Consider the following 6,168-nt stretch of genomic DNA (forward strand, 5'->3'; position numbering starts at 1 on the left):
AAAAGCGCCGGAGTCGATTTCGGACGTGATTTGCGTCATGCCTTTCTGGATGTCGGCGTAGTCGGCGGCGGGAATGATCTTTTGCGCTGCCAGCATTTCGGCGTGAGCGAGTGAGCCGGCAATGTCGGCTTGCCACAGGCGCTTGTCAAAAAACACGCTGGACGTGTAACGCTTCACCAGGTCGCTCATGGGTTCGGAAAAAAGGGCGGACCAGGCTTGGGACTTTTTGTCGAATTGATTCACGTCAGGCTTTCTTTGAGGCAGTCGCTGGCCGGTCTGTGGGGTAAAGCACGCCATTTCGGGCAGTTGTGCAGCCGGCCGGGCCTAAATAGTGTTTAACCCATGGCCGAATCGCCTTGGGCAGTGCAATACTCTTCCCAATGATTTTATCTGGGTGCCGGACCCCGTGGGAAACCCCTGCCGTGCGCTGCCCCAGCTGATCCGTTTTTCCACGATACCGAAGAGCCGCCGACGTCCATGAAGCCTGTGCCCGATCAGAAGAATTTCAGCGAATCCACGTTGCTGGGCAGCTTTATTCCAGGCGATGAGGAAGCGGCGCCGCGCACTTCCACGCGTACCAGCATGTTTGATGCTTGCCACGTGGGTGTGGTTTTGCGTGCCGTGCTGTTTGTAGAGGCGGTGACCGGCGTGTGTGTGATGTTCGCTGCGCGCGAACCCCTGGACTGGCTGCTGAGCTTTTCACTGCTCACCGGCGGTGTGCTGCCGGCCACCCTGGCCTGGCTGATTGCGGTGTGTGCGCTGAAGGGGCAGTTGAACCGGCTGGAGCCTTCGCACCAGTGGGCGGCGGGTATTGCACTGGGTGTTGTGTCGGGGCTGTACGGCTGTGGCTTGCTGGCCCTGCTGGGCCTGCTCCAGCCGGTGCCCTGGTGGGCCAGTGCGGCGGCGGGTGCCTTGCTGTCCGCCATGATGCTGGCGGGGCTGTTCTGGCGGGCCAAGGCGCGTACGCCGGCAGCCACGGCGGCACGCCTTGCCGAATTGCAATCGCGCATTCGCCCCCATTTTCTTTTCAATACCCTGAACAGCGCCATTGCGCTGGTGCGTGCCGAGCCCGCCAAGGCCGAGGCGGTGCTGGAAGACCTGAGTGAGCTTTTTCGCAGCGCACTGGCCGACCCGGCCGAATCCGTGACGCTCGGCCAGGAGATCGCGCTGGCGCAGCGTTACCTCGCCATTGAGCAGATCCGCTTTGGTGAGCGGCTGCAGGTGCAGTGGAGCCTGGACACCGAAGCGGACCAGGCCAAGCTGCCACCACTGCTGCTGCAGCCGCTGGTAGAAAACGCCGTCAGGCATGGCGTGGAACCCAGCGCCAGCGGCGCGCAGCTGAAAATATCCACCCTCCGGCGAGGCAGCACGGTGGTGATCAAGGTGACCAATTCAACCCCCGCAGGCGCCGGTGAGCGCGGCCACGGGTTGGCGCTGGCCAATGTGCGCGAACGCCTTGCGCTGCTGCATGATGTCGAGGCGAAATTCAAGACCGTGTTCAAGGACGGCATATTTCAGGTTCGACTGGAGATTCCCGCATGACGCTCAAGGTACTGGTAGTTGACGATGAAGCCCTGGCGCGTTCGCGCCTGCGCACCCTGCTGGGCGATTGCACCGCCCCGGCTGCAGTGGCGGCAGCTGAAGCCGCCGATGCTGTTCAGGCCATGAAGGCCTTGCAGCGTGAGTCATTCGATGCGGTGCTGCTTGACATCCGCATGCCCGGCGTTGACGGTATCGCGCTGGCACGCACCATTGCTTCACTTGCACAGCCACCTGCCCTGGTGTTTGTCACGGCCCATTCCGAACATGCCGTACAGGCCTTTGAACTGGAGGCCGTCGACTACCTCACGAAGCCGGTGCGCCTGGAACGCCTGCAGCAAGCGTTGCAGAAGGTAGAGCGTTTGGGCCAGTCTGCCCGGATGTCCACGGCGGATGTGGCGGAAGAAACGCTCATCATCCAGGACCGCGGCCGCACCGAACGTGTGCCGCTGGCCGAGGTGCTGTATTTCAAAGCCGAACTCAAATACATCACTGTGCGTACCGCGACCCGCAGCTACATACTCGATGGTTCCCTGAGCGAGCTGGAAGAGCGCCACGCGACCCGTTTCATGCGCATTCACCGCAACGCACTGATTGCGCGCCGGGCCGTGCGCGCGCTGGAAAAACATTTTGATCCAGAAGAGGGCGAGGGCTGGGCGGTACGGCTCAATGGTATTGATGAACTGCTGGCGGTGTCCAGGCGCCAGCTCAGCGCCGTTCGGGAAGCCATTGCGGCCTGATTTCATTTCTCTTGCTGCTTCTTCCAATCCAACATCCTGTTTATGCATACACGTGCCGATTTCATCCAGCGGCACGTCAGCCGCTTCAGCAATGAGCCTGCCGTAGAGCGCCAGCTCGTACGCGACTTCTTCGGTGGCAAGACTGGCTTTTATGTTGATATAGGGGCTAACGATCCGGTGCTGGATTCGCAATCTCAGCATCTGGAACAGATGGGTTGGACGGGCCTCCTCGTGGAACCTGACCCGGACTGTTGTGAGCTGCTGCGCAGGAGTCGAACCGGCGTGGTCATTGAAATGGCTTGTTCCAGCCCTGAAAACGCAGGAAGGTACCTGGATTTGAATCGGGCCGGACCCCATTCAACGCTCGAAGCGAGGCCTATTGCCATGGGCGCCGTGGTCCGTTCAACGGTACAGGTACGGTGCGAGACGCTGGATGCCATCCTGGAAGGAAATGCTGTGCCAGAGGGGTTTGATTTCCTGTCGATCGACATCGAAGGGCACGAACTGGTTGCGTTGTCCGGTTTCAACTTTGCACGCTGGCAGCCCCGCCTGGTGCTGATTGAGGATCACGTGACCCATCATAAAAAGCACGACCTGATGCGCGACAACGGCTACCAGCTGATCCTGCGAACCGGCTTGAACAGCTGGTACGTTCCGGCGAAAGCGTCCTACACATTTTCCTGGCCAGCTCGGTTTGAATACCTGCGTAAGTACTAYCTGGGGCTTCCATTGCGCAAATTTCGTTACGCGCGCCCCGGCACAAAAACGGATATGGGAGACAYATGAMCGAAGAACCCGCAGAGCGTGTCGTACGCGCGGCGCCGCCAGTAGTGCCGGGCGATCCTGAACAGCTGCATGTTCGGGTTCCGGTCGATATCCGCAGCATGTCGCTGGTGGTACTGGCGGGTCTGGCCTGCCTGTTTGTACTGCACTGGGCCAAGGCCGTCTTTATTCCGGTGATGCTGGGTGTGCTGTTCAGCTATGCTTTTTCACCGGTGGTCAACTGGTTTGAAACGAAACGCGTTCCACGCTGGCTGAGCGCCGCCGTGGTGTTGTTGACGATTGTGGGCAGCATCGGTGCGACGGCGTATTCGCTCAGCGACGAAGCGGCGCAGCTGCTGGAAGCGCTGCCGGCTGCGGCGCAGAAATTCCGCCAGGCCGTGAAGGTGCGCACCAACCAGTCTGACAGTGCACTGGAAACCGTACAGAAAGCAGCCGCACAGCTTGAGCAGGCCGCGCAGGAAAGTGCTGCGACCAGCAACACGCGAGGGGCGATGCGTGTCGTGGTTGAGCCTGCCCGTTTCAACATCAAAAATTATCTCTGGTCAGGCACCATCGGGCTGATTGCACTGATCGGCCAGGCGACCGTGGTGATTTTCTTTACCTACTTCCTGATGCTTTCGGGCGACAGCTTCCGGCGCAAGCTGATCAAGCTTGCGGGCTCCAGCATCAGCAGCAAAAAAATCACGTTGCAGGCTCTCAATGAGATCACCGACCAGATTCAGCGCTACCTGCAGGTGCAGCTGCTGACCAGTGCGCTGGTCGGGGTGTTGACCTGGCTTGCGCTTTGGGCGTTGCGGCTGGAAAACCCCGCCGTGTGGGGCGTTGCCGCTGCCGTGCTGAACCTGATTCCTTACGTAGGCTCGCTGGTCACGGCGGCGACATCGGCCCTGGTGGCCTTTATGCAATTTGGCTCGCTCAACATGGCGCTGGCTGTGGGTGGGGCCTCGCTGGCTATTCACACCGTGGTGGGTAACCTCCTGACGCCGTGGCTTACCAGCCGCGCCAGCCGTATGAGTCCGGTGGCGGTGTTCGTCGGCTTGCTGGCCTGGGGCTGGCTTTGGGGGGTATGGGGCCTGTTGCTCGGCATTCCCATCCTGATGATTGTCAAATCGATTTGCGACCGCATCGATGACCTGAAGCCGATTGGTGAGTTTCTCGGCAGTTGATATGGCCCCCACGATCGCTCACTTCGTGTAGCTCCCTGCCCCCCGAGGGGGCCGCCCGCCTGTGGCCCGGCAAAGCCGGTTCCACGGCTCATGCTGGTCTAGATTCATGTGGTCGCTGCTATGTCTGCTAAATAGTTGAAAAGAATGAGGAAAAAAAGCCATGATGGAACTGCTGACTGATCCGCAAATGTGGATTGCTTTTGCCACGCTCACTGCGTTGGAGCTGGTGCTGGGCATTGACAACATTATTTTCATCTCCATCCTGGTGGACAAGCTGCCCAAGGACAAGCAGGAACTGGCCCGGCGCCTGGGTCTTTTTATGGCGATGTTCATGCGCATTGGCTTGCTGTTTGTGCTGTCGTGGATCATCGGGCTGGTGGATCCGCTGTTCACCATTTTGAAGCAGGAAATCTCGGGGCGCGACCTGATCCTGATTGCCGGTGGCCTGTTCCTGATCTGGAAGAGCACCGGCGAAATTCACCAGTCGATGGAGGGCGAGGAAGGCCACGCCTCCAGTGCGGTCAAGGCCACATTTGCGGCCGTGATCGTGCAGATCATGATTGTCGACATGGTGTTCTCGCTGGACTCCATCATCACCGCAGTCGGCATGGTTGACAGCCTCCCGGTCATGATTGCCGCGGTCATCGCTTCGGTGGGCCTCATGATGCTGTTCGCTCCGGCCATCGGCCGCTTTGTCTCCGACCACCCGACCATCAAGATGCTGGCGCTGTCCTTCCTTGTCGTCGTCGGTGTGGTGCTGATCGCCGAGGGCCTGGACCATCATGTGCCCAAGGGCTATGTCTACTTTGCCATGGCGTTTTCTGTGGCGGTGGAAATGCTCAACATCCGCATGCGCAAGAAAAAGAGCAAGCCGGTGCATCTGAGAAATGCCTATGTCGATGGCGACAAGGCAGACGTGGCCGACAAGCGCAAGCCCTGAGACGGGTCGCTGCCCGTGACACGCCCGCGCTGCGCCGCGTGCCTTCGCCCACAAAGCGCCTGCATCTGCGCCTGGATCAGGCCGACGGCGCATGAAGCGGAAGTGCTTATCCTCCAGCACCCGCTGGAGGTCGACCACGCCAAAAACAGTGCCTGCCTGCTGCATCTGAGCTTGCCGCGCAGCCGGATGCTGACGGGTGAAGCCTTTGACGAGGCTGGCTTGCATGATGTGCTGAAAGAGACGAGGTACACCGTGCTCCTGTATCCGCAGACGCCGGAAGACAAAGCAGCCGCCGTGGATACCGCGCAACTCAAAGACCCGTCGCGCGTGCGGCTCGTGGTGCTGGACAGCACCTGGCGCAAAAGCCGCAAGATGCTGCACCTGAGTCCGGTGCTGCGGCAACTCCCTCGCTTGTCGCTGGAGGATATGCCGGCCTCAAACTACCTGATCCGCAAGGCGCACAAGCCGGGGCAGCTCTCAACATTGGAGGCAACGTGCGCGGCACTGGCGCAATTGGAAAGTGATCCCGAAAAATACCAGCCGTTGCTCAAAGCCTTTGACGGGTTTGTCGCGCAGCAGCTGGCTTTCGTTCCGAAGTAATTCGGTTCCCGTTCAGTCGCCCAGGTCGATCACACCGGCCAGCGGCACTCCGCTGGGGGCCTCATAGTCCGCAATCACGGCAGCGCGCCCTGTATGCGCTGAAATGTCTTGAAGCCGTCCTTTGACGAAGGCAATCGAGGGTGCATCCAGCGCGGCAAAGGGCTCATCCAGCAACAACACCGCCGCACCCGATGCAAACGCCGCTGTCAGCCAGACCTTGCGCTTCGACCCGGTGGACAGCATGAAAAGCTGCTTGCCCATGTGCGGCTCAAGCCCGAGGCCGTCGACCAGCGGCACTACCAAATTCGCATCAAAACCCGGGTACCGGCTGCGAACATCTTCGAAATACTGCGCCGGCGTGAGTTGATCAAACGTGTTGGCGCGCGGCTCCATCCAGAAG

General features: G+C 60.3%; 7 protein-coding genes and 1 pseudogene. 6 read left to right on the top strand and 2 right to left on the bottom strand.

Annotated elements, in window-relative coordinates:
- Positions 1-243, bottom strand: a pseudogene (locus AC1D1P_RS11715) (argininosuccinate lyase); the annotation flags it as partial.
- Positions 244-477: 234 nt separating this feature from the next.
- On the opposite strand from AC1D1P_RS11715, the gene AC1D1P_RS11720 reads away from it, so the two are divergent.
- The 6 genes from AC1D1P_RS11720 to AC1D1P_RS11745 all read left to right on the top strand — a co-directional run bounded on the left by AC1D1P_RS11720 (position 478) and on the right by AC1D1P_RS11745 (position 5,768).
- Entirely contained in the window at positions 478-1,542 is a 1,065-nt protein-coding gene (locus tag AC1D1P_RS11720; RefSeq protein WP_477671281.1) for a sensor histidine kinase, read from the top strand.
- Positions 1,539-2,279 (top strand): LytR/AlgR family response regulator transcription factor, encoded by a 741-nt coding sequence (locus AC1D1P_RS11725; RefSeq protein WP_477671282.1) that lies wholly within the window; start codon positions 1,539-1,541, stop codon positions 2,277-2,279. The genes AC1D1P_RS11720 and AC1D1P_RS11725 overlap by 4 nt, the downstream gene beginning before the upstream one ends.
- A gap of 42 nt (positions 2,280-2,321) precedes the next feature.
- Positions 2,322-3,065 carry an FkbM family methyltransferase gene (locus AC1D1P_RS11730; protein WP_477673092.1) on the top strand — a complete coding sequence of 248 codons (744 nt, stop codon included), beginning with the start codon at positions 2,322-2,324 and terminating at the stop codon, positions 3,063-3,065.
- Positions 3,062-4,228, top strand: a complete 1,167-nt coding sequence (locus AC1D1P_RS11735) for an AI-2E family transporter (RefSeq protein WP_477673093.1) — start codon at positions 3,062-3,064, stop codon at positions 4,226-4,228. The genes AC1D1P_RS11730 and AC1D1P_RS11735 overlap by 4 nt, the downstream gene beginning before the upstream one ends.
- Before the next feature lie 160 nt (positions 4,229-4,388).
- On the top strand, positions 4,389-5,168 hold the full coding sequence (locus tag AC1D1P_RS11740) for a TerC family protein (protein WP_477671285.1): 780 nt from the start codon (positions 4,389-4,391) through the stop codon (positions 5,166-5,168).
- Positions 5,169-5,183: 15 nt separating this feature from the next.
- Positions 5,184-5,768 carry a tRNA-uridine aminocarboxypropyltransferase gene (locus tag AC1D1P_RS11745; protein WP_477671286.1) on the top strand — a complete coding sequence of 195 codons (585 nt, stop codon included), beginning with the start codon at positions 5,184-5,186 and terminating at the stop codon, positions 5,766-5,768.
- Between the two features lie 12 nt (positions 5,769-5,780).
- Here AC1D1P_RS11745 and AC1D1P_RS11750 read toward each other — a convergent pair.
- On the bottom strand, positions 5,781-6,168 hold a 388-nt coding region (locus AC1D1P_RS11750; RefSeq protein ID WP_477673094.1), incomplete at its 5' end, for an ABC transporter ATP-binding protein.

The sequence above is a fragment of the Polaromonas sp. P1_E1_2 genome (assembly GCF_056406035.1).